This is a genomic window from Ectothiorhodospira haloalkaliphila ATCC 51935 (assembly GCF_000633935.1).
Taxonomy (GTDB): Bacteria; Pseudomonadota; Gammaproteobacteria; order Ectothiorhodospirales; family Ectothiorhodospiraceae; genus Ectothiorhodospira; species Ectothiorhodospira haloalkaliphila.
This window is the reverse complement of the sequence record NZ_KK214997.1, coordinates 341,770-362,353: the sequence shown is the minus strand read 5'-3', so window position 1 is coordinate 362,353 and position 20,584 is coordinate 341,770. Positions and strand designations below refer to the sequence as shown.

The 20,584-nt window shown below is 62.5% G+C and carries 18 protein-coding genes and 1 other RNA gene; 17 read left to right on the top strand and 2 right to left on the bottom strand.

Features of this window, described 5'->3' with window-relative positions; genetic code table 11:
- Positions 1-156: 156 nt before the first annotated feature.
- Positions 157-510: a transfer-messenger RNA gene (gene ssrA / locus ECTHA_RS19425) on the bottom strand.
- Positions 511-788: 278 nt separating this feature from the next.
- Here ssrA and purL point away from each other — a divergent pair.
- The 3 genes from purL to ECTHA_RS0107595 are packed head-to-tail and all read left to right on the top strand — an operon-like array spanning position 789 to position 6,109.
- The gene (gene purL / locus ECTHA_RS0107605; protein WP_025281525.1) at positions 789-4,685 is read left to right on the top strand and encodes a phosphoribosylformylglycinamidine synthase; all 3,897 of its coding nucleotides are present in this window, start codon (positions 789-791) and stop codon (positions 4,683-4,685) included.
- A gap of 11 nt (positions 4,686-4,696) precedes the next feature.
- Positions 4,697-5,353, top strand: coding sequence for a TIGR04282 family arsenosugar biosynthesis glycosyltransferase (locus ECTHA_RS17525; protein WP_051582616.1), 657 nt, complete (start codon positions 4,697-4,699; stop codon positions 5,351-5,353).
- Between the two features lie 27 nt (positions 5,354-5,380).
- Positions 5,381-6,109 (top strand): glycosyltransferase, encoded by a 729-nt coding sequence (locus ECTHA_RS0107595; RefSeq protein ID WP_025281527.1) that lies wholly within the window; start codon positions 5,381-5,383, stop codon positions 6,107-6,109.
- A 4-nt stretch (positions 6,110-6,113) separates the two neighbouring features.
- Here ECTHA_RS0107595 and ECTHA_RS0107590 read toward each other — a convergent pair whose 3' ends face one another.
- Positions 6,114-6,938: an NAD(+)--dinitrogen-reductase ADP-D-ribosyltransferase gene (locus ECTHA_RS0107590; RefSeq protein WP_026623629.1), complete on the bottom strand. Its 825-nt coding sequence runs from the start codon at positions 6,936-6,938 to the stop codon at positions 6,114-6,116.
- A gap of 176 nt (positions 6,939-7,114) precedes the next feature.
- Here ECTHA_RS0107590 and nifH point away from each other — a divergent pair, with 176 nt between their 5' ends.
- The 14 genes from nifH (at position 7,115) to nifW (ending at position 20,570) form a co-directional block, all read left to right on the top strand.
- Positions 7,115-7,999 carry a nitrogenase iron protein gene (nifH, locus tag ECTHA_RS0107585; protein WP_025281530.1) on the top strand — a complete coding sequence of 295 codons (885 nt, stop codon included), beginning with the start codon at positions 7,115-7,117 and terminating at the stop codon, positions 7,997-7,999.
- 119 nt (positions 8,000-8,118) lie between these two features.
- Entirely contained in the window at positions 8,119-9,570 is a 1,452-nt protein-coding gene (gene nifD / locus ECTHA_RS0107580) for a nitrogenase molybdenum-iron protein alpha chain (protein WP_025281531.1), read from the top strand.
- A gap of 106 nt (positions 9,571-9,676) precedes the next feature.
- Positions 9,677-11,248: a nitrogenase molybdenum-iron protein subunit beta gene (nifK, locus tag ECTHA_RS0107575; protein WP_025281532.1), complete on the top strand. Its 1,572-nt coding sequence runs from the start codon at positions 9,677-9,679 to the stop codon at positions 11,246-11,248.
- 205 nt (positions 11,249-11,453) lie between these two features.
- The gene (gene nifT / locus ECTHA_RS0107570) at positions 11,454-11,663 is read left to right on the top strand and encodes a putative nitrogen fixation protein NifT (RefSeq protein ID WP_025281996.1); all 210 of its coding nucleotides are present in this window, start codon (positions 11,454-11,456) and stop codon (positions 11,661-11,663) included.
- 168 nt (positions 11,664-11,831) lie between these two features.
- Entirely contained in the window at positions 11,832-12,542 is a 711-nt protein-coding gene (gene nifX / locus ECTHA_RS0107565; protein WP_025281995.1) for a nitrogen fixation protein NifX, read from the top strand.
- A gap of 134 nt (positions 12,543-12,676) precedes the next feature.
- A complete protein-coding gene (gene nifE / locus ECTHA_RS0107560) occupies positions 12,677-14,095 on the top strand; it encodes a nitrogenase iron-molybdenum cofactor biosynthesis protein NifE (RefSeq protein WP_026623628.1) in 1,419 nt (472 codons plus the stop codon).
- A gap of 1 nt (position 14,096) precedes the next feature.
- Positions 14,097-15,515, top strand: coding sequence for a nitrogenase iron-molybdenum cofactor biosynthesis protein NifN (gene nifN, locus ECTHA_RS0107555; RefSeq protein WP_026623627.1), 1,419 nt, complete (start codon positions 14,097-14,099; stop codon positions 15,513-15,515).
- Positions 15,469-15,972 (top strand): NifB/NifX family molybdenum-iron cluster-binding protein, encoded by a 504-nt coding sequence (locus ECTHA_RS0107550; RefSeq protein WP_025281994.1) that lies wholly within the window; start codon positions 15,469-15,471, stop codon positions 15,970-15,972. The genes nifN and ECTHA_RS0107550 overlap by 47 nt, the downstream gene beginning before the upstream one ends.
- A gap of 64 nt (positions 15,973-16,036) precedes the next feature.
- Entirely contained in the window at positions 16,037-16,516 is a 480-nt protein-coding gene (locus tag ECTHA_RS0107545) for a NifX-associated nitrogen fixation protein (protein WP_025281993.1), read from the top strand.
- 57 nt (positions 16,517-16,573) lie between these two features.
- Positions 16,574-16,876, top strand: coding sequence for a ferredoxin III, nif-specific (fdxB, locus tag ECTHA_RS0107540; protein ID WP_025281992.1), 303 nt, complete (start codon positions 16,574-16,576; stop codon positions 16,874-16,876).
- A gap of 27 nt (positions 16,877-16,903) precedes the next feature.
- Entirely contained in the window at positions 16,904-17,575 is a 672-nt protein-coding gene (nifU, locus tag ECTHA_RS0107535; protein ID WP_025281991.1) for a Fe-S cluster assembly protein NifU, read from the top strand.
- 3 nt (positions 17,576-17,578) lie between these two features.
- The gene (gene nifS, locus ECTHA_RS0107530) at positions 17,579-18,787 is read left to right on the top strand and encodes a cysteine desulfurase NifS (protein WP_025281990.1); all 1,209 of its coding nucleotides are present in this window, start codon (positions 17,579-17,581) and stop codon (positions 18,785-18,787) included.
- A gap of 258 nt (positions 18,788-19,045) precedes the next feature.
- Positions 19,046-20,215, top strand: a complete 1,170-nt coding sequence (gene nifV / locus ECTHA_RS0107525; RefSeq protein ID WP_025281989.1) for a homocitrate synthase — start codon at positions 19,046-19,048, stop codon at positions 20,213-20,215.
- 22 nt (positions 20,216-20,237) lie between these two features.
- Positions 20,238-20,570, top strand: a complete 333-nt coding sequence (gene nifW, locus ECTHA_RS0107520) for a nitrogenase-stabilizing/protective protein NifW (protein WP_025281988.1) — start codon at positions 20,238-20,240, stop codon at positions 20,568-20,570.
- Positions 20,571-20,584 lie beyond the last annotated feature (14 nt).

Below are 20,584 nucleotides of genomic sequence, written 5' to 3'. Positions count from 1 at the left end.
AACTCCTGCAGGGGGCTACAGAGTTGCCCCCAATGTTGCCCCCACTTGCCCCCGGCTGTCAAAGAACTTTCCTGGATTCGGGTGGATGCCGGACACAAAAAAAGCCCCCGTTTCCGGGGGCTTAGAGACTTCATTGGACTGCTTTGAATGCTCACTTGGTGGAGGCGGCGGGAATCGAACCCGCGTCCGCAAGCCCTACGCCCTTGGTACTACATGCTTAGTTCGTCTTTTAGGTTAACGCCTTGGTCTCCGACGAACAGGATACCGCAGCGCGAGCCCGCTTGGTTTTAACGGTTAAGACCCGGGCAGGTCCGCTCCGCGAGCTTGTGTGCGATGACCTCTGAGTAGAACCCACAAGCAGGTCCCGTCAGAGGCTGACCGGTTTTTAAGCGGCCAGAGCGTAGTTGTCGTCGTTGGCAACTATAGCGTTACAGCATGATTTACGAGGTAAGCTGTATCCTCGGCATGCACCTCAGGTTTCACGACCCACGTCGAAGCCAGGTCGCCCCCGGTGTTGTAACAATAGACATGGTACCCGGGGGGGAGTTCCCTGTCACTAGCGCGCCCGGAAGAAAAAAGGGGTGGCTGCTCTTTCCTGATCGCGTTCTGAGGGGGGATTCGCGGCCAGGGCCGCTCCCACGGAGGTATGCAAGGAGCATGGGGTGGGGGCTTTTCCGGGAGCAGCTCCCATGGGGAGCTGCTGTGGTTCCAGTAGGGGCAGTCGGGGGCTTTTGGGGCGCTTTTCAAGTATCATGGACGGCTTTTCAAGCCTGAGTTCGGGGTCTTCAATGCTGTGTCTTCCGGGTAGTCCCTCCCTGTCCAGTTTTCGTCGTCAACGCCTGCTGGAGGATCTGCGTCGTCAGGTGCCGGAGATCAGCGGGGTGTGGGCCCGATTCGAGCATTTCGTGCAGACGGAGCGGGAGCTGACCCCCGATGAGCACCATGTGCTCGGGCAGTTGCTCAACTACGGCGAGCAGCCTGATGACGCATCGGCAGAGCAGGGGCAGCTGGTGCTGGTGGTGCCGCGCCTGGGTACCATCTCGCCCTGGTCCAGCAAGGCCACCGACATTGCCCGCAACTGCGGGCTCGATGGCGTGGTACGGCGGATCGAGCGGGGTACGGCCTTCTGGCTCAAGGCTGACACTGCGCTGGGCACCGAGGCGCTTCACCGGGTATTGCCATTGCTGCATGACCGCATGACCGAGACCGTGCTCACCGACCGGGACGAGGCCGAAGGGCTGTTCTCCACGGCCTCTCCGGCGCCGCTGCGGGTGGTGGAGCGGGGCGCAGATCCCAAGAGCGCCCTGCAGAGGGTGAACACGGAGCTGGGTCTGGCGCTCACCGACGATGAGATCGATTACCTGGTGGAGGCCTACGAGGCCCTGGGTCGCGACCCCACCGATGTGGAACTGATGATGTTCGCCCAGGCCAACTCCGAGCATTGCCGGCACAAGATCTTCAACGCCGACTGGGTGATCGACGGGCGTCCTCAGGAAAAATCCCTGTTCGCCATGATCCGGAATACCCATGCCCAGTCCCCCGACGGGGTGCTCTCCGCCTACCGTGACAATGCCTCGGTGATGGAGGGCCATCGGGCCCATCGCCTGATCCCTGATGCCCGCACTGGCGAATACCAGTCCGTGGAGATGGATCTGCCCATCATCATGAAGGTGGAAACTCACAACCACCCCACCGCCATCTCCCCCTTCCCGGGTGCCGCCACCGGCTCTGGCGGCGAGATCCGTGACGAGGGCGCCACTGGTCGCGGCTCCAAGCCCAAGGCGGGCCTGTGCGGATTCTCCGTATCCAACCTGCGCATTCCCGGCCTGGAACAGCCCTGGGAGGAGGATTTTGGCAAGCCGGAGCGGATCGAGTCGGCCCTGAACATCATGCTGGAGGGCCCCATCGGTGCGGCGGCCTTCAATAATGAATTCGGGCGCCCGGCCCTGGCGGGCTATTTCCGCACCCTGGAGGCTGAAGTGCCCGGGCCTTCGGGCCTCGAGCTCAAGGGCTACCACAAGCCCATCATGATCGCCGGCGGGGTGGGCAGCATGCGCGCCGAGCATATCGAGAAGCAGGCCCTGCCCGAGGGCACACCGGTGGTGGTGCTGGGTGGGCCGGCCATGCTGATCGGCCTGGGTGGCGGTGCGGCCTCGTCCATGGCCAGTGGCGAGAGTGCCCAGGAACTGGATTTTGCATCGGTGCAGCGAGGCAATCCGGAGATCCAGCGCCGCTGTCAGGAAGTGATCGACCGTTGCACGGCCCTGGGTGAGGCCAACCCGGTGCTCTCCATTCACGATGTGGGGGCCGGCGGTCTGTCCAATGCCATTCCCGAGATCCTCAACGATGCCGGTCGTGGGGGCAGCATCGAACTGCGTACCGTGCCCTCCGATGAGGAAGGCCTGTCCCCCATGGAGATCTGGTGCAACGAGGCCCAGGAGCGCTATGTGCTGGCCATCGAGGCGGATCGCCTGGATGATTTCGTGGCCCTGTGCGAGCGGGAGCGGGCGCCGTTCGCGGTGGTGGGTACGGCCACGGCGGAGCAGCGCCTGCTGGTAGGCGACGCCCTGCTTGATGCAACGCCTGTGGACATGCCCATGGAAGTGCTGCTGGGCAAGCCCCCCAAGATGCTGCGCGATGTGCATCATCAAACCTTCCAGAAACCGGAAGTGGATACCGGTGTGGTGGATCTGGCCGAGGCCGTGCAGCGGGTGCTGCAACTGCCTGTGGTGGCCTCCAAGTCCTTCCTGATCACCATCGGTGACCGCACCGTGACCGGCCTGGTGGCCCGGGATCAGATGGTGGGCCCCTGGCAGGTGCCCGTGGCCGACGTGGCGGTGACCGCCAGTGATTACGATGCCTACACCGGCGAGGCCATGGCCATGGGTGAGAGAGCGCCCATCGCCATGGTTCACCCGGCCGCTTCGGGGCGCATGGCCATTGGTGAGGCGATCACCAACATCGCCGCCGCTGCGGTGGAGGATCTGTCGAGGATCTGCCTGTCCGCCAACTGGATGGCGGCCACCGGGCACCCCGGCGAGGATGCGGCCCTGTTCGATACCGTTCGCGCCGTGGGAGAGGAGTTGTGCCCGCGCCTGGGGATTGCCATCCCGGTGGGCAAGGACTCCCTGTCCATGCGCACGGTCTGGGAGCAGGACGGCGAGCAGCGCCTCATGACTTCGCCCTTGTCGCTGATCATCTCGGCGTTTGCGCCGGTATCGGATGTACGACTTACCCTCACGCCCGAACTGCGCACCGATCAGGGTGATACTGACCTGATCCTGGTGGATCTGGCCAAGGGTCGCCAGCGCCTGGCCGGATCGGCCCTGGCCCAGGTAACCGGTCAGGTGGGGCATCACGCCCCGGATCTGGATGATCCGGACACCCTCAAGCGTTTCTTCTCTGCCATCCAGGATCTGCGGCGCGAGGGGCATGTGCTGGCTTATCATGACCGTTCCGATGGCGGCCTGCTGGCTACGCTGTGCGAAATGGCCTTTGCCGGACGCACGGGGGTGACCGTGCACCTGGACGATCTGGGTGATGACACCCTGGCGGCGCTATTCTGCGAGGAGCTGGGCGCCGTGATCCAGGTGCGTCACGATGATACTGAAGAGGTGTTGTCCATGCTGCATGGTGCCGGCCTGGCGCATCACAGTCATGTGATCGGCACCCTGAATGACACCGGGCAGATAGAATTCCGGCGCGGTCATCAGGTGGTCTTTGCTGACAGCCGGTCCAATCTTCAGCAGTGCTGGGCTCGCACCAGTTACCACATGCAGGCCCTGCGGGATGACCCCGACTGCGCCCGGGAGGAGTTCGAGGCCCTGATGCCGGATGATGATCCGGGCCTCAATGCCCGTCTGACATTCGACCCGACAGATGACCTGGCTATGCCCTTCATTCAGACGGGCGTGCGGCCCCGGGTGGCCATCCTGCGGGAGCAGGGCGTCAATGGTCAGCTGGAGATGGCGGCAGCCTTTCACAGGGCAGGCTTCTGCGCCGTGGATGTGCACATGACCGATCTCATGGAGGGCCGGGTGGATCTGGCCAGCTTCCAGGGGCTGGCAGCCTGTGGTGGATTCTCCTATGGTGACGTGCTCGGTGCCGGCGGGGGATGGGCTCGATCCATCCTGTTCAACGCGCGCCTGCGGGACGCCTTCCAGGCCTTCTTCGAGCGTTCGGACACCTTCTCCCTGGGGGTGTGCAATGGTTGCCAGATGCTCTCCCAACTCAAGGACCTCATCCCGGGGGCAGGGCATTGGCCCCGTTTTGTGCGTAATCGCTCCGAGCAGTTCGAGGCCCGTTTTTCGCTGGTGGAGGTGACCCACAGCCCATCCATCATGCTTGAAGGGATGGTCGGTTCGCGTCTGCCGGTGGCGGTTTCCCATGGTGAGGGTCGTGTCGCACTGGGCAATGTGGATGTGGATGCCTTGTCGGGTTCCGGGTTGGTGTCGCTGCGTTATGTGGATCATTTTGGTCAGACGACGGAGCGTTATCCCTTCAACCCCAATGGTTCCCCTGAGGGCATCACCGGGCTGACCACTCACGATGGTCGTGCCACCATCATGATGCCGCACCCGGAGCGGGTGTTCCGTACCGTGCAGCATGCGTGGGCCCCGGCCGAGTGGGGCGAGGATGGCCCCTGGCTGCGGATGTTCCGCAATGCCCGGTTGTGGGTCGGGTGAGGGGCATGGTCATGTCTGCCAGTGTTGAGGAAATACCGGTCCTGGTGTTCACGCGCGCCCCGGTGCCAGGGCGCACCAAGACCCAACTGATCCCGGCAGTGGGCGCCGAGGATGCCTGCCGTATCCACAAGGCCATGGTACGTCACGCCATGATGGTGGCCTGTGCTGCCGACTGCGGTTCGGTGATCATCCATGGTGCCCCGGATGCCAGTCACGCCTTTCTGCGCAAGCTGGCCGTGGATTACGGCTGCGCGCTGACCTCCCAGCAGGGTATCGACCGGGGTGATCGTATTCAGGAAGCCCTGGGGCGTGCCCTGGAGTGCTTTGGTGGGGCCATTGTCATCGGGACTGACTGTCCGGAGATGACGGTGCAGGATATCCGCCAGGCTGCGGACAGCCTGCGGTCGGGTCGGGATGCGGTACTGGGGCCAGCCCATGACGGGGGCTATGTGCTGATCGGCATGCGTCGGGTGGAACCGCAGGTGTTCCAGGGTATCGAATGGGGCACGGATCAGGTGTTGGCGCAGACCCGGTCGCGGTTCGAGGCCCTGGGGTGGTCCTGGGATGAGCTTGAACCCCGGCAGGATCTGGATACGCCTGAGGACTGGGAAGTTTTACGAGACAGCTATCCCTGGTTGAGCCCCGCTGCCCTTGCCCTGAACGAGTGAACTTTTTCCGGAGCGCCCCTTCACCTCATGTCGGAATACCCCCAAGTCTCCATCATCATCCCCGCCTGGAACGAGGCCGAGTGGATTGGCCGGACCCTGGAGGCGGTGAACGCCGCCCGTGCGGAGCAGCCGGAGATCTCGGAGGTGATCGTGGTGGACAATGCCTCCACGGACGATACCGCCGCCACCGCCGAGGCTGCCGGTGCCCGGGTGGTCTTCGAGCCGGAACAGCGCATCGCCCGCGCCCGTAACGCCGGTGCCGCCGAGGCCCGCGGTGAATGGCTGATCTTCGTGGATGCCGATACCTGGCCCGATGGCGCGTTGCTTCGGGCCACGCTGCAGGCCCTGGGTAGCGGCCAGGTGTGTGGGGGTGGGGCGCGTATCCGCTTTGATCGTCTCTCCCTGTCGGCTTATCGACTGGGCGTGATCACCTGGAATGGGTTGTCCTCCCGGCTGCGCCTGGCGGCTGGCTGCTATCTCTTTTGCACCCGCGATGCCTTCGAGAGGGTAGGGGGCTTCACCGAGCGGGTGTATGCCGGAGAGGAAGTGTTCCTGTCCCGACGTCTGGCCCGCGATGGCCGTAGCCGAGGCCAGGTGTTTCGCATCCTGGATGACCCCCCGGTGCTCACTTCAGGGCGCAAGACCGAATGGTTCGGCCCCTGGCAGCATCTGCTCATGACTCTGGTGGTTTTGCTGGTGCCGTTTGCCTTGCGTTCACGGCGGCTGAGCTGGTTCTGGTATCGGCGCCCATCGTGATCGCTCACAGGGTGCTCAGGCTCACCTCGTACACCCCGCCGATCACCAGATGTTCCCCTTCCCCCCTCAGGAGTCCGGGCAACAGTTCCTGAAAACAGCACACCTTGGCCAACGGCACCCGAACGGTGAGGATGTAGTCCCCGAATTCGTCTGCTCGCTCCCGATGGCTGGAAAAGGCGTTCACGTTGTTGAACAGCACCACGGCCCGCTTGCCCCTGCGCCAGAGCACTTCGTGATCCTCCAGGCCGTTCACCCCTCGGTATAGGGTGAGGTGAGTCTGCTCCGGATATTGTCGGCCCAGTTCGTACTGACAAAAGCCGAACAGCAGATCCATCTGCGATTCCAGTGCATTGGTGTTGTAAAGCCCACAAGTCCGTTCGTGCATGAAGCGGGCATAGCCTTCCCCTTCGTTGTCCGTGAGCGGCTGGCGGTGAAATCGGGTCATCAGCCCGAAGCGTGATTCCACCCAGCCCTTGAGCACCGCCGCCTCGCGCCCGTCCGGGTTGAACCACCAGCCCCGCACCAGGCGCAGGTAATCCGCATTGCCGCGCCCCCCGTCCCCTTCCAGTCCGCAGGCCGACAGGTCATCCAGGCAGAAATGACCGCGCATGTAGGCCTTGAAGTCCTCGGCCCTGAGTTCGGGTGTATCGAGTGTGTCCAGGTGTTGCCACAGGTAGCGATGCAGATCACCCAGACCATCGAGCATGAGCGGTGTTGGATGCTGTTGGTAGGTGAGGCTGCCCAGGATCACGGCCGGCAGGTTGCAGCGGTTGATGGGCAGGCGGGCGCAGGCAGGCAGGCTGGGGGGAGGGGACGTGTCGTTATCCATACAGAGTTAGGGTCTTTGTCGGGTATCCCACGCGTAGTGACGGTCCGGTTGTTGTGTTTTAAAGTTTTTAAAAACAGTGATTTAATTGTTTAAAGGGCAGCTGGCACGTGCCTTGCAATCCCTCCTGATGAAGACACACACACAGTCCACAGCTCAGGCAGAGGAGATTGAAAGCCATGCCCACACGTCAATGTGCAATCTACGGTAAAGGCGGTATCGGCAAGTCCACCACCACCCAGAATCTGGTCGCCGCCCTGGCGGAGTCCGGTAAGAAGGTCATGATCGTCGGCTGCGACCCCAAGGCTGACTCCACGCGTCTGATCCTGCACGCCAAGGCACAGAATACCATCATGCAGATGGCTGCTGACGCCGGCAGCGTTGAAGATCTGGAACTGGAAGATGTTCTCAAGACCGGCTTCGGCGACGTCAAGTGCGTCGAGTCCGGCGGTCCCGAGCCGGGTGTCGGCTGCGCTGGTCGCGGTGTGATCACGGCCATCAACTTCCTGGAAGAGGAAGGTGCCTACGAGGACGACTTGGACTTCGTGTTCTACGACGTACTGGGTGACGTGGTCTGCGGTGGCTTCGCCATGCCCATCCGCGAGAACAAGGCCCAGGAAATCTACATCGTGGTGTCCGGCGAGATGATGGCCATGTTCGCCGCCAACAACATCGCCAAGGGTATCGTGAAGTACGCCAGCTCCGGCAGCGTGCGCCTGGCAGGCCTGATCTGCAACAGTCGTAATACCGACCGGGAAGATGAGCTCATCGAGGCCCTGGCCAGCAAGCTGGGTACCACCATGATTCATTTCGTGCCCCGCGATAACGATGTGCAGCGTGCCGAGATCCGTCGCATGACCTGCGTGGAATACAACCCCAAGTCCAAGCAGTCGGACGAGTATCGCGCGCTGGCCCAGAAGGTGGTCGATAACAAGCACTTCGTCGTGCCCACTCCGTGCAGTATGGATGAGCTGGAAGACCTGCTCATGGAGTTCGGCATCATGGATGTGGAGGACGAGAGCATCGTCGGCAAGTCGGTTGAGGCGGATCAGGCCACCGCCTGATGCCTCGAAAAGCGGTCGGGTAAGCCCCATGGGGCTGCCCGGCGGTGAACCCAGTCCCACCCCATTCCACCTGACGCATGTCCACGGATGAGTGGCGGCGAACAGAGGAGTCCATCGAAATGTGCGCTATGAAACGTGACGAGGCTGAAGCCCTCATCCAGGAAGTGCTTGAAGTCTATCCGGAAAAGGCCAGGAAGGATCGCGCCAAACACCTGACCGTCAACGACCCCAATGTGGAACAGGCCAAGAAGTGTCTGGTGTCCAACCGCAAGTCCGTGCCTGGTGTCATGACCATCCGTGGGTGTGCCTACGCAGGCTCCAAGGGCGTGGTTTGGGGCCCCATCAAGGACATGATCCACATCTCCCACGGCCCGGTGGGTTGCGGCCAGTATTCCCGTGCGGGGCGTCGCAACTACTACACCGGCCACACCGGGGTGAACACCTTCGGCACCATGAACTTCACCTCCGATTTCCAGGAGAAGGATATCGTCTTCGGCGGTGACAAGAAGCTGGAGAAGATGATCGACGAGATGGAAACCCTGTTCCCCCTGAACAAGGGCATCAGCATCCAGTCCGAGTGCCCGGTGGGCCTGATCGGGGACGACATCGAGTCGGTGGCCAAGAAGAAGACCAAGGAAACGGACAAGCCCGTCGTGGCCCTGCGCTGCGAAGGTTTCCGGGGTGTGTCCCAGTCCCTGGGTCACCACATCGCCAACGACGCCATCCGCGACTCGGTGCTGCCGCGCCGGGATGATGATCACAGCTTCGAGTCCACCCCCTACGATGTGGCCCTCACGGGGGACTACAACATCGGTGGTGACGCCTGGGCCTCACGCATCCTGCTCGAGGAGATGGGCCTGCGTGTGATCGCTCAGTGGTCCGGGGATGGCACCATCTCCGAACTGGAACTGGCACCCAAGGCCAAGGTGAATCTGCTCCACTGCTACCGTTCCATGAATTACCTGGCGCGGCACATGGAGGAGAAGTACGGCCTGCCCTGGATGGAGTACAACTTCTTCGGCCCCACCAAGATTGCCGAGAGCCTGCGCAAGATCGCCGATCTGTTCGACGACAAGATCAAGGAAGGTGCCGAGCGGGTGATCGAGAAGTACCAGAGCGAGATGGACGCGGTCATCGCCAAGTATCGTCCGCGCCTGGAAGGCCGCAAGGTCATGCTGTATGTGGGTGGCTTGCGTCCCCGTCATGTGATCGGTGCCTATGAGGACCTGGGCATGGAGATCGTGGGGGCCGGCTACGAGTTTGCCCACAACGATGACTATGACCGCACCATCAAGGAAATGGGCGATGCCACGCTGCTGTACGACGACGTCACCGGCTACGAGCTGGAGGAATTCGTCAAGCGGGTGCGTCCGGATCTGGTGGGTTCGGGGATCAAGGAGAAGTACATCTTCCAGAAGATGGGCATCCCCTTCCGTCAGATGCACTCCTGGGATTATTCAGGCCCATATCACGGCTACGACGGTTTTGCCATCTTCGCCCGGGATATGGACATGACCCTGAACAATCCCTGCTGGGACAAGCTGCAGGCCCCTTGGAAGAAGGTCGCCTGAGGAAAAACCTGCCCGTGGCGCCGACGCGACCGGCGCCACGGTGACCACCTGATGATGTTCCCCAGACCGTAGTCCACAGATTGGTGGCGCGGCAGGAGAAGAGACCATGAGCCAGAATCCCGAAAACATCAAGCCCTGTTACCCCCTGTTTCAGGAAGAAGACTACCAGCAGGTGCTGGCCCGCAAGCGGGAAACGTCCGAGGAGGCCCACAGCCCGGAGAAGATCCGTGAGGTCTTCGAGTGGACCACCACCGAGGAATACAAGGAACTGAACTTCCAGCGCGAGGCCCTCACCGTCGACCCGGCCAAGGCCTGCCAGCCCCTGGGCGCGGTGCTCTGCTCCCTGGGTTTTGAGAAGACCTTGCCCTATGTGCATGGCTCCCAGGGTTGCGTGGCCTACTTCCGTACCTACTTCAACCGGCACTTCCGCGAGCCCATCGCCTGTGTGTCCGACTCCATGACCGAGGACGCCGCGGTGTTCGGTGGCCAGAAGAACATCATGGATGGTCTGCAGAACGCCAAGGCCCTGTACAAGCCGGACATGATCTCCGTGTCCACCACCTGCATGGCCGAGGTGATCGGCGACGATCTGAATGCCTTCATCGGCAATGCCCGCAAGGAAGGATTCATCGAGGAAGACTTCCCGACGCCCTACGCCCACACGCCTTCCTTTGTGGGCAGCCACACCACGGGCTGGGACAACATGTTCGAGGGCACCATCCGTTACTTCACCCTCAATCACATGGAAGACAAGGAGCCGGGCAAGAACGGCAAGATCAACCTGGTGCCGGGTTTCGAAACCTACCTGGGCAACTACCGGGTGATCAAGCGCATGATGAATGAGATGGGGGTGGACTACAGCCTGCTGTGCGATCCGGAGGAGGTGCTGGACACCCCGGCTGATGGCGAATACCGCATGTACGCCGGTGGCACCACGCAGGACGAACTCAAGGATGCGCCCAACGCCCATGACACCCTGTTGCTGCAGCCGTGGCAGTTGGACAAGACCCGCAAGTTCGTCAAGAACACCTGGCATCACGAGGCCCCGAAGATCAACATCCCCATGGGGCTGACGGGCACGGATGAGTTCCTGATGAAGGTGTCGGAGATCACGGGCAAGCCCATCGCCGCCTCCCTGGAAAAGGAGCGGGGCCGCCTGGTGGACATGATGACCGACTCCCATACCTGGCTGCATGGCAAGAAGTACGCCTTGTACGGGGATGCGGACTTCGTGATGGGCATGACCCGCTTCCTGCTGGAACTTGGGGCCGAGCCGCGTCACATCCTGTGCAACCATGCCAACAAGCGCTGGAAGAAGGCCATGGAACAGATGCTCTCGGAAAGCCCTTATGGCGCGAACTCCGAGGTGTATTTCAACAAGGATCTGTGGCACCTGCGCTCCCTGGTGTTCACCGACAAGCCGGACTTCCTGATCGGCAATTCCTACGGCAAGTTCATCGAGCGTGACACTTTGGCCAAGGGCAAGGAATTCAAGGTGCCGCTGGTGCGGATCGGCTTCCCCATCTTCGATCGTCACCACCTGCACCGCATGACCACCCTGGGCTATGAGGGCGGCATGTACATCCTCACCACCCTGGTGAACTCGGTGCTGGAGCAACTGGATGACGAGACCCAGGAGATGGGTGTGACGGACTACAACTACGACCTGGTGCGGTAAGGGGTGCTGGCTCCTCGCCCCTCACCCCAACCCCTCTCCCCCATGGGGGAGAGGGGCTCTCTTCTCCTCGGGGGAGGTGAGTTCCCCCCCTGGGGGGAGAAGGGCCGGGGATGAGGGGCAACGGAGGGCAGGAAGCCTTCCCAGGCATCCAGTTTGCCCCCTCCCGAAAGGGAGGAGGGTCAATATTTCCAAGCGAGAACACACCATGCCAAGCGTCATGATCAACAAGACGGAGTCGGGGATGTCCTTCTACGTCCCCAAAAAGGACCTGGAAGAGGCCATTGTCTCCATGGAGCATGAAGGGCCGGGGCGCTGGGGTGGCGAGATCACTCTGGCCGATGGCTCCCGTTATTTCCTGGAGCCCATGGACGAGGCCCCGCGGTTGCCCATCACCCTGCGGGCCAAGCGTCTCTGACCAACTCTCTCTAAAGATATGATCCAAGCCCCTCTCCCCCGTGGGGGAGAAGGGAGTGTTCGTAGCTGAACCTTGGTTCTTTCACGTGAATACACATGCCCGGGGCGGGGTCCTGCCCGCGAAGAAGTGCCCGCCCGCCAGCGAATCAAATCCCGATGAGGTACCCCCATGTCCACCGATATCCTCGACCGTGAATGCGCCCTGCGCATTGCCCTGGCCAAGAAGGTCCTGCCCGGGATTGAACTACCCCGATTGCTCGAGATCATCATCGAGCGCATTGGTGCTCCCATCAAGGAAGAGGCGCTGGCCTCGATGACGGCCGAGGATCTCAGGCAGGGCCTCAAACGCACCCGCCATCCCGACATCGAGCAGGACGAATGCAACAGCCAGAGTCTGGAAATGGCGGTGCGCTATCTGTCTGGCGAACGGGAGGTGGAGCCGGATCTGCCCGCCGTGGAGTCGCTGGCTGATGATGATATGCCCGGCTCCATCCGCATCGCCCTGGCCTCCAATACCGGGGACATACTGGATGGTCATTTTGGTTCCTGTGCCCGGTTTCTGATCTATCAGGTGTCCCAGGCTGCGGCGCGGCTGGTGGAGATTCGTTTCACCGACGAGGCCGACAAGGCCGAGGATCGCAACGCCGCGCGAGCGCAACTGCTGGCGGATTGTCAGTTGTTGTATGTGGAAAGCATCGGTGGCCCGGCGGCAGCCAAGGTGATCCGTGTGGGTGTGCATCCCATCAAGTTGCCGGACAGTCCTGCGGCGTCCGAGGTGATCGCCCGTCTGCAGGCGGTGCTGGAAGGTACGCCACCGCCCTGGCTGGCGAAGGTGATGGGGCGCGAGCCAGGAACAGTGGCCCGGTTCGGCGAGGGCTGATTTGTTGCCTGACCTCCCTATTGTCGCCTTTGCTACATGCCGCTGAGTCAGGAAATTCATAATAAACAATAAGTTGAAGATGGCCCGCCTCTTGCAATACTCCCTGCAAAGCCGATTCCGCAGCGGAGCAGACAATGAAGGCACAGGACATCAAGGCATTGCTGGATGAACCGGCATGCGACCACAACACCAAGGAAAAGTCCGGTTGCGCCCGCCCCAGGCCCGGGGCCGCGGCCGGGGGGTGCGCATTTGATGGGGCCCAGATCGCCCTGTTACCGGTGGCGGATGTGGCCCACATTGTTCACGGCCCCATCGCCTGCGCGGGCAACTCCTGGGATAACCGTGGTACCCGTTCCTCAGGGCCCGACCTGTTCCGCCTGGGCCTCACCACCGACCTGACCGAGCAGGACGTCATCATGGGGCGCTCCGAGAAGCGTCTGCTGCATTCCATCCGCCAGGCGGTGGAGTCCTTCAATCCGCCAGCCGTCTTTGTATACAACACCTGCGTACCCGCCCTCATCGGTGACGATGTGGAGGCGGTCTGCAAGGTGGCCGAGGAGCGTTGGGGGGTGCCGGTGGTGTTCGTGGACGCCGCAGGCTTTTATGGCTCCAAGAACCTGGGTAATCGCATTGCCGGCGAGTCCATGGTCAAGCAGGTGGTGGGCAGCCGAGAACCCGAGCCGCCGCCCGAGTCGGCTCAGCGCCCCGGCATCACGGTGCATGACATCAACCTGATCGGTGAATACAACATCGCCGGCGAGTTCTGGCATGTGCTGCCGTTGCTGGATGAACTGGGCTTGCGTGTGCTGTGCACCCTGTCCGGGGATGCCCGCTATCACCAGGTGCAGACCATGCACCGGGCCGAGGCCAACATGATGGTGTGCTCCAAGGCCATGATCAACGTGGCCCGAAAGCTCCAGGAAGGCTACGGCACCCCCTGGTTCGAGGGCAGTTTCTACGGCATCAACGACATGTCCCACGCCCTGCGTGAATTTGCCCGCTTGCTGGGCGATCCGGACCTCACGAGACGCACTGAAGACCTCATTGCCCGTGAGGAGGCCCGCATCCGTGCCGAACTTGCCCCCTGGCGGGAACGCCTGGCGGGCAAGCGGGTGCTGCTCTACACCGGCGGCGTGAAATCCTGGTCCGTGGTTTCGGCCCTTCAGGACCTGGGCATGGAGGTGGTGGCCACCGGCACTCGCAAGTCCACAGAGGAAGACAAGGCCCGCATCCGCGAACTCATGGGGGAGGACGCCCGCATGATCGAGGACGGCAATCCCAAGGCCTTGCTGGGCATCTTCGAGGAAACCCGGGCGGACGTGCTCATCGCCGGGGGACGTAACATGTACACCGCCCTCAAGGCCCGTATTCCCTTCCTGGACATCAATCAGGAACGCGAGTCCGCGTACGCCGGCTACCAGGGGATGCTGGAGCTGGCCCGTCAACTGGCGTTGACCCTGGAGAGCCCCATCTGGCCCCACGTGCGTCAGCCTGCCCCCTGGGACAGTACCGGCATGCCCCTGGACACCCACACCCATCAGGAGGCCCGCTGAGATGGCCCGGATCATTCGTCGTAGCAAGGCTCTATCCGTCAGTCCCCTCAAGGCCAGCCAGCCCCTGGGGGCGGCGCTGGCCATGCTGGGCATGAATCGCGCCATCCCCATGTTACATGGCTCCCAGGGCTGCACGGCCTTTGCCAAGGTCTTTCTGGTGCGCCATTTTCGGGAACCCATCCCCCTGCAGACCACCGCCATGGATCAGGTCAGTGCCGTCATGGGCGCTGATGAGAACCTCGTGGAGGGTCTGGCCACCGTATGTGGCAAGTCCCGGCCCGACCTGATTGGGGTGCTCACCACGGGGCTTTCGGAAACCGAGGGCGCCGACGTGGAGCGGGTGATCCGGGAATTTCGTCAGCAGCATCCGGAATTTGCCGATGTGGCCGTGGTGCCGGTGTCCACACCGGACTTTTCCGGATCGGCGGAAACAGGCTTCGCACTGGCCGTTACGGCACTGATTGATCACCAGGTACCGGAGTCAAGACAGGCGGGGGCGGCCCCCGGGCAGGTGAACATCCTCGCTGGCGCGGCGCTCACACCGGGCGATGTGGAATGCCTCAAGGACATGGTGGAAGCTTTCGGTCTGGAACCCCTGATGGTGCCGGATCTCTCCGGTTCGCTCGATGGGCATCTGTCCGAGGCCCGTCTGTCAGCGCTCACCACGGGTGGGACACCGCTGAGTCATCTGGATCGGCTGGGGCAATCCGCCGCCACCCTGGTGATGGGGGCCTCCATGGGCAGCGCAGCGGAGCATCTTGAGGCTCGCACCGGCGTACCCAATGTCCGTTTCGACAGTCTCATGGGCCTGGAGGCTACGGATGAGCTCATGCTCACCCTGTCCCGACTCAGCGGCCGCCCAGTGCCGCCACGCCTGCAGCGGGAACGTGCCCGCCTTCAGGACGCCATGCTGGACACCCATTTCATGCTGGGCTTCTCCCGTGTGGCCATCGCCGCCGACCCGGACCTGCTGCATGGGTTTTCACATCTGATCAGGGAGATGGGGGGTGAGGTGGTGGCCGCCGTGGCGCCCACCCGGGCGCCGGTGCTTGAGCGGGTGGCGGCAGAGCAGGTGAAGATTGGCGACCTGGAGGATCTGGAAGCCCTGGCTGGCGAGAGAGGGGCCCAGTGCCTGATCGCCAATACCCATGGCGTGGAGCCCGCCCGACGCCTGGGCATCCCCCTGCTGCGCGCGGGCTTTCCCCAGTATGACTGGCTGGGGGGATTTCAGCGCACCTGGATCGGATATGCGGGTGCCCGCCAGGCCCTGTTCGATCTGGCCAATCTGCAGCTTTCGAACCCGAGCCATGACGTGGCGCCGTACCGATCCATCTACGCCCATCCCGAAGCCCAAACCTGGGAGGAACCGCAGCATGACACTACAGCGTCGTCTGCAAGTGATCACGCCATCTGGCACTGAGTCTGCCGCCATGGAAGAGGGGAATGCAATGATTCGGGTGGCCTTTGCCAGCACGGACATGATCCGCGTGGATCAACATTTCGGGTCCGCCCGGGGGATGGCCATCTACCGGCTGACCCAGGAGCGCGCCGATCTGGTGGAGGCGGCTCAGTTTGGCGAGCAGGCCCAGGACGGTGGCGAAGACAAGCTGCTGGCCAAGTTCGAATGCCTGGAGGGGTGTGCGGCCGTTTATTGCGCCGCCGCCGGCTCATCTGCCGTGAAACAACTCCTGGCGCTGGGTACTCAGCCGGTGCGGGTGTCCCATGGCACGCGCATTTCCGACCTGCTGCGCGAATTGCAAACCTGCCTGAAAGAGCACACCCCACCCCCCTGGATGGCCAAGGCCGTCCAGCGTCAGCAAGGCGACCCGAGTCGCTTTGACGCCATGGCCAGCGAACCCTGGGAAGAGGAGGGGTGACCGGCCACCCGGTCCATCGCCTCTTGCCAACGCATGACATCAACGTCCGATCAGGAATTCGACCATGACCACCGATACAGCCACCGCCATCATTGCCACCGACGACCCCATCCTGGAGACGGATTTCATCCGGGAGGTGATCCGTCAGGTGCGCGCTCTGGATACCTATGGCACCCGCGAATCCGAAGCCGATGCGCAGCTACTGGAGCAGTTGATCCTCACCGCCGAGCAACGCCGGGCGATACCCATCGTGGGCGATCCCGATGCGGGCGCCATTGCCCGTCTACACGTGTTCTACAACGCCCTGGCCATGATGATTGAACGGGAGTGCGGGCTGCTGGCCTCGCCCATGATGAGCCTGAATCGCGAGGGTTTCGGTCGCGTGATCATCGCGGTGGGCAAGTTGATCGTGGTGGACAAGAGCCTGCGTGACGTCCACCGCTTTGGCTTTGACAGCCCATCAAAGATGAAGAACGAGGCCGACAAGCTGCTGTCCGTGGCCCTGAACATCATTGGTGACCACCCCAAGGTGGCCGGTCTTTGATGACCGAAACGATACAAGACACAAGATCATAAGACATACGAGAAGAGGCACAGAACCATGAACCCCATTACCGGCGTCACCCGTGGCGGCACCCAGTGGACACCCGCCTTCATCATGGAACTCAAGGAGGAGAACTGCATTGGCTGCGGCCGTTGTTTCAAGGTCTGTACCCGCAACTGCTTTGAACTGGTGGAGCGGGAGATGGACGACGACGAAGACGACGATGACGACGGCTTCTCCGACGACACCTCCATGGTCATGCGGCTTGCCGATGCCATGGACTGTATTGGATGCGAGGCCTGCTCTCAGGTCTGCCCCAAGAAATGCCACACCCATGCCCCCGCCGCTCTGGCGGTATGACGGCACACACCCTGGAGGGTCAAGATCATGTGGGATTATTCCGAGAAGGTGAAAGAGCACTTCTTCAACCCCCGCAACGTCGGCGTGGTGCGTGACGCCAATGCCACCGGCGAGGTGGGTTCCATCAGTTGCGGCGATGCCCTGCGCCTCACGCTCAAGGTGGACCCGGAGAGTGGCGTGATTCAGGAGGCGGGTTTCCAGACCTTCGGCTGTGGTTCCGCGGTGGCCTCCAGCTCGGTGCTCACCGAGATGATCATTGGCCTGACCCTGGAAGAGGCCGAGCGCATCAATAACGAGGATATTGCCGATGCCCTGGGCGGGTTGCCACCGGAGAAGATGCATTGCTCCGTCATGGGACATGAGGCCCTGCAGGCCGCCATTGCCAATTATCGCGGCGAGGTCTGGAAGGATGATCACGAGGAAGGTGCCCTGATCTGCAAGTGCTTCGCCATCGATGCGGTGAAGATCGAGCAGACCATCCGCGCCCATGGCCTTCGCACGGTGCAGGACGTGACGGGTTATACCAAGGCCGGGGGCGGTTGCTCCACCTGTCATGAAGGGATCGAGGAAGTCCTCACCCGGGTGCTGGCGGAAAAGGGGGAGGCGTTCGACCCGGAAAATCACGCCACCGAGGCGCCGCGGTCCAGCAAGGGGGCCCTGCCTCCCATGAACGTGCGTGCCATGGCCATGGGGGAATAGACCATGAAACCCATCTACATGGACAACAACGCCACAACCTGCGTGGATCCCCAGGTGGTGGAGGCCATGCTGCCGTTCCTGACCGAGCAGTTTGGCAACCCCTCTTCCATGCACAGTTTTGGTGATCAGGTGGGGCGAGCCCTGAAGCAGGCGCGTGAGCAGGTGCAGGCCCTGGTCGGGGCCGAGCATGCCTCGGAGATCATCTTTACTTCCTGTGGCACCGAATCGGATTCCACGGCCATCCTGTCCGCCGTGCGTGCCCAGCCCCAGCGGCGGGAGATCATCACCACGGAGGTGGAGCACCCGGCGATACTCAATGTCTGTGAGCAGCTGGAAAAGGAGGGCTACACCATCCATCGCCTGGGCGTCGATGGTCAGGGTCGCCTGGATCTGGCTCACTACCGCCGGGTATTGTCGGACCAGGTGGCCCTGGTGTCGGTGATGTGGGCCAATAACGAGACGGGCACCCTGTTTCCGGTGGAAAGCATGGCCGAGATGGCCCGCGCCAGGGGTGTGATGTTCCACACCGATGCGGTTCAGGCCGTGGGCAAGCTGCCCATTGATCTCAAGTACACCTGCATCGACATGCTCTCCATCTCGGGTCACAAGCTGCATGCACCCAAGGGCGTGGGGGTGTTGTATGTACGGCGTGGCTTGAGGTTCCGGCCCATGCTGCGCGGTGGGCATCAGGAGCGGGGCCGTCGGGCCGGCACGGAAAACGTGCCGGGCATCATTGCCCTGGGCAAGGCCGCGGAACTGGCCTTGAGCCATTTGGACGAGGAGCGCCAGCGGGTACGCGCCCTGCGAAATCGCCTGGAGGCCGGGTTGCTGGAACAGATCCCCAACGCCTTTGTCACCGGGGATGTGGACAACCGTCTGCCCAACACACTGAACATGGCCTTTGAGTACATTGAGGGCGAGGGCATCCTGCTCATGCTCAATCATCAGGGTATCGCGGCGTCCAGCGGTTCGGCCTGCACCTCCGGCTCTTTGGAGCCCTCCCATGTGATGCGGGCGATGGGGATCCCCTATACCGCTGCTCACGGGTCGGTACGGTTCTCCTTGTCCCGGTTCAATACGGAGGAAGAGGTGGATCGGGTGATTCAGGTGATGCCGGACATCGTGGCCCGTTTGCGCAAGATGTCGCCGTATTGGGGTGAGGATGGTCCGGTGGAGAATCCTGAGCAAGCGTTTGCGCCAGCCTATGCGTGATGGTTTTCCCCTCACCCCAACCCCTCTCCCCAAAGGGGAGAGGGGCTCACGGGCGTGAAGCGTTCACTCCTGTCTCACTGTCTGCCGTGTCCCCCGAACCCCGACCCATGTAGCAAATCCCACAACTCCCTCCCGGAGGTCGCAAAACGACACCCGGAAACACGGCGATCACACAGAAAATTTCGCGTAATCAGTCATCTGTAAGTTGGCATGGAACTCGCTTAATTATTTCTGGAACCTGTGCTGAGCGAGCTGCCCATGACCCACCCCCCTACCATCGTCATCGACGACACCACCCTTCGGGACGGTGAACAATCCGCTGGTGTCGCCTTCAACGATGCCGAGCGTGTTGCCATCGCCCGCGGGCTGGATGAACTGGGCGTGCCGGAGCTGGAGGTGGGGATCCCGTCCATGGGGGACGAGGAATGCGACTCCATCCGCATGCTGGCAGGCTTGGGACTCAACGCCCGTTTGCTGGTCTGGAGCCGCATGCGCACCGATGATCTCAAATCCTGCGCCCATCTGGGTGTGGATATGGTGGACCTGTCCATTCCCGTGTCGGATCAGCAGATCACCCGCAAGCTCGGGCGCACTCGGGAATGGGTACTGGAGTGCATCCGGCGCCATGTGGCCGAGGCCCGGGAACTGGGTCTGGAGGTGGGCGTGGGAGGGGAGGATGCCTCTCGGGCCGACGTGGATTTTCTGGCGCGGGTGATGGAGACGGCACAGCAGGCCGGAGCCCGACGTTTTCGGTTTGCCGACACCGTGGGCATCCTTGAGCCGTTCACCGTTCTGGAACGCCTGCGCCGACTTCGGGCCACTTCGGACCTGGAGATCGAGATGCATGCCCATGACGATCTGGGGCTGGCCACGGCCAATAGTCTGGCCGCTGCCCTGGGAGGTGCCACCCATGTGAACACCACGGTCAACGGCATTGGGGAGCGGGCCGGCAACGCTGCCCTGGAAGAGGTGGTGCTGGGTCTGCGGCAGTTGCACGGCATCGACACCGGCGTGGATCTGCGTCGTTTTCAGACCCTGTCCCACCTGGTGGAAACGGCCACCGGTCATCCCATTCATTGGCAGAAGAGCCTGGTGGGTGAGGGCGTCTTCACCCATGAAGCCGGCATCCATGTGGACGGCCTGCTCAAGGACCCAGCCAACTACCAGGGTGTGGACCCGGCGGAACTGGGCCGGGAGCATCGGCTGGTGCTGGGCAAGCACTCCGGCAGCAGTGCGGTGATCCAGGCTTATGCACGTCTGGGGATCACCCTGGGCCGTGCCGAGGCCACCCTGCTGCTATCCAGAATCCGAAGCGCCGCCTCGCGGACCAAACGGGCACCGACCGAGCGTGAACTGGCGCTGTGGTACCAGGAACTGGACAGCCTGGCCGCCGCCCCCATATCAACCGCGCATCACGCCCTCACCTGAAACCCCCAAAGAGGATCACGCCATGAACGCTGAAGCCCTGCAAGACGACCTCCAGGATCTGGAATCCGCCGAGGACTTTCTGGAGTACTTCGACATCCCCTACGACGAGGCCACGGTCAAGGTGAACCGCCTGCATATCCTGCAGCGTTTCCATGACTACCTGGCGGCTCAGACACCGGGAGAATCCGGCGACGCTGGCGCATTGAGGGACCTGTACCGGGGCCTGCTGGCTCAGGCCTACAGCGATTTCGTGAATTCCGATGCCCAGACCGAGAAGGTATTCAAGGTCTTCCAGCGTCCCCCTCCGGGCGTGGCTTACGTATCCCTGGACGAGGCCTTCGGCCGCAAGTCATGAACCCATCCACGGGC